This is a genomic window from Kitasatospora sp. NPDC057500, from assembly GCF_042802195.1.
In the GTDB taxonomy this organism is placed as follows: domain Bacteria; phylum Actinomycetota; class Actinomycetes; order Streptomycetales; family Streptomycetaceae; genus Kitasatospora.
In genome coordinates, this window is record NZ_JBHVER010000415.1 from 1 (window position 1) to 2,289 (window position 2,289).

The window sequence follows — 2,289 nt, forward strand, 5'->3', positions numbered from 1 at the left end:
GCGCACTTGACCGAAGGTCAAGTGCGCCGCCACACCTCGCTCTAGTAAAACGACAAGGAGGTCTCGCACTTCACCTTGAGATCGAAGAACAATCCGCACACCAGCCACTCAAGCATCGAGTGGCGACGAACCTGCGGCCATACCTGGGGACCATTTTGGGACCACCCGGGACCAAAAAAACGAGCCCGAAAACCAGCAAGAGCGGGCCCTTGGTTTCCCAAGTACCCGCTCTCACAAGCGACTTCACAGTCGGGACGACAGGATTTGAACCTGCGACCCCTTGACCCCCAGTCAAGTGCGCTACCAAGCTGCGCCACGTCCCGTGGTCTCGTGGCCCGGGCGGAGCCTGGGGGGCTCTGCTTCGGGTTTCTCGACCTTGTCGGCCGGTTGTCCCGGCGACGAGGAAAACAATACAGCACGTCGGGGGGTGCTCGCTGCAGGGTTCTGGGGGTGGGGTGGTCAGGGGGTGGGGTGGCGGGCGTCGTAGCGGAGGAAGGCGGGGCGGCGGGCGGCGAGGAGGAGGATGGCGACGACGCAGGCGAGGCCGCCGCTGACGACGGAGACGGTCGGGCTGGTGAGGGAGGCGACGGCGCCGGATTCGAAGTCGCCGAGGCGGGGGCCGCCGGCGACGATCACGATGAAGACGCCCTGGAGGCGGCCGCGCATGTCGTCCGGGGCGGCGACCTGCATCATCGTGTTGCGGAAGATCATGCTGATGGTGTCGGCGCAGCCGGCGGCGGCGAGCAGGAGGAGGCCGAGCCAGAGGTTGCGGACCAGGCCGAAGGCGGCGATGGCGAGGCCCCAGGCGATCACGGCGGCCAGGACGGCGGCGCCCTGGCGGTGGATGCGGCCGACCCAGCCGGAGAAGAGGGCGCCGGCCAGGGCGCCGACGGCGGGGGCCGCGGCGAGCAGGCCGACGGTGCGGGCGTCGCCGCCGTAGAAGGTGACGGCGAGGGCCGGGAAGAGGGCGCGCGGCATGCCGAAGATCATCGCGGCCAGGTCGGCGAGGAAGCTGGTGCGCAGGTTGGGCTGCTCGCGCAGGAAGCGGAGGCCGTCGAGGACGGAGGCCCGGCCCTTGCGCTCGCCGAGCGGGAGCATGGCGGGCAGGCGCCACATCGCGTAGAGGGTGGCTCCGAAGGCGACGGTGTCGACGAGGTAGGCGGCCTGGACGCCGAAGGCGCCGATGAGGACGCCGCCGAGCATGGGGCCGACGGTGAGGCCGAGGTTCATGCTGACGGTGTTCAGGGCGTTGGCGGCGGGGAGCTGATGGGCGGGGACCAGGCGCGGGATCATCGCCGAGCGGGCGGGTGAGGCGAGTGCGAAGAAGCCGGCCTGGAGGGCGACGGCCGCGTAGAGGACCGCGACCAGGCCGAGGCCGGCGAGCGCCTGGGCGGCCAGGACGGCGGAGACGGCGGAGAGGCCGGCCGCGCCTATCAGGCCGAGGCGGCGGCGGTCGGCGGTGTCGGCGATGGCTCCGCCGTAGAGGCCGAAGGCGACCAGCGGGATGAGCGAGAAGAGGCCGACCAGGCCGGTGGCGAAGGTGGAGCCGGTCAGGTCGTAGACCTGGACGGAGACGGCGACGGCCGTCATCTGCTGGCCGACCGAGGAGACGGACTGCCCGAACCAGACCCGCCGGTAGTCGGCGTGGTCGCGCAGCGGGCTCAGGTCGGCGAAGGCGCTACGGGCGAGCCTTCGGTACCAGGCAGGTGGCGAAGCGAGGGAGGCGGGAGAAGGGATGGAGGAAGTGGCGGGGGAAGGAGAAGGGGAAGGGGTGGGGGAAGGGGTGGGGGCGGCGTCGGAGGGAGTGGGTGGCGAGTCCCCGTCGGCCTCGGAATTGGCAGGATGATTGGTCGACACAGTGGACCATCGTGGCCCCGGCCGGGCCGGCCGCCGACACCGGGGTGGGGTGCGCGCTTGCGCGCGACCACGCCGTGCCGCTCCATCGGTTCCAGGCGGGGGGCGTCGGGCCCTCCAGCTTCAAGGCGGCGAGCACCGTCCACGCGGCGAAGGTCGTGCGGCGGCCTCGGCGAGTGCTCCTAGGACGACGCCCGACAGGACTTCGCGGCCAGGTGCAGCTTGGGCGCGACACCGGCGTCGGCCTCGGTGGCGACCCGCCCTGCGCCTCGCTGGTCGGGCTCTCCTGAGGCTCTCAGCGAGAGCGGGGAGAAGGGAAGTCGGGCGGGGCCCGCGGGGCGGGGCCCGCCCCCCCCCCACCCGGGGGGGGCCGGCGTCGCCCCCCCCACCCCCCCCCAGTCCACCCCGGGTGCGGGGGGCGGGGACCGGGCGCGG

The 2,289-nt window shown here is 72.6% G+C and carries 1 protein-coding gene and 1 tRNA gene; both read right to left on the reverse strand.

The window, feature by feature from the left end; all coding sequences use genetic code 11:
• Window positions 1-249 precede the first annotated feature (249 nt).
• Window positions 250-323 (reverse strand) — tRNA-Pro (locus ACFU74_RS37080).
• Between the two features lie 136 nt (window positions 324-459).
• Complete coding sequence (locus ACFU74_RS37085; RefSeq protein WP_380764544.1) at window positions 460-1,857, reverse strand: MFS transporter; 1,398 nt, start codon at window positions 1,855-1,857, stop codon at window positions 460-462.
• Window positions 1,858-2,289: the final 432 nt, after the last annotated feature.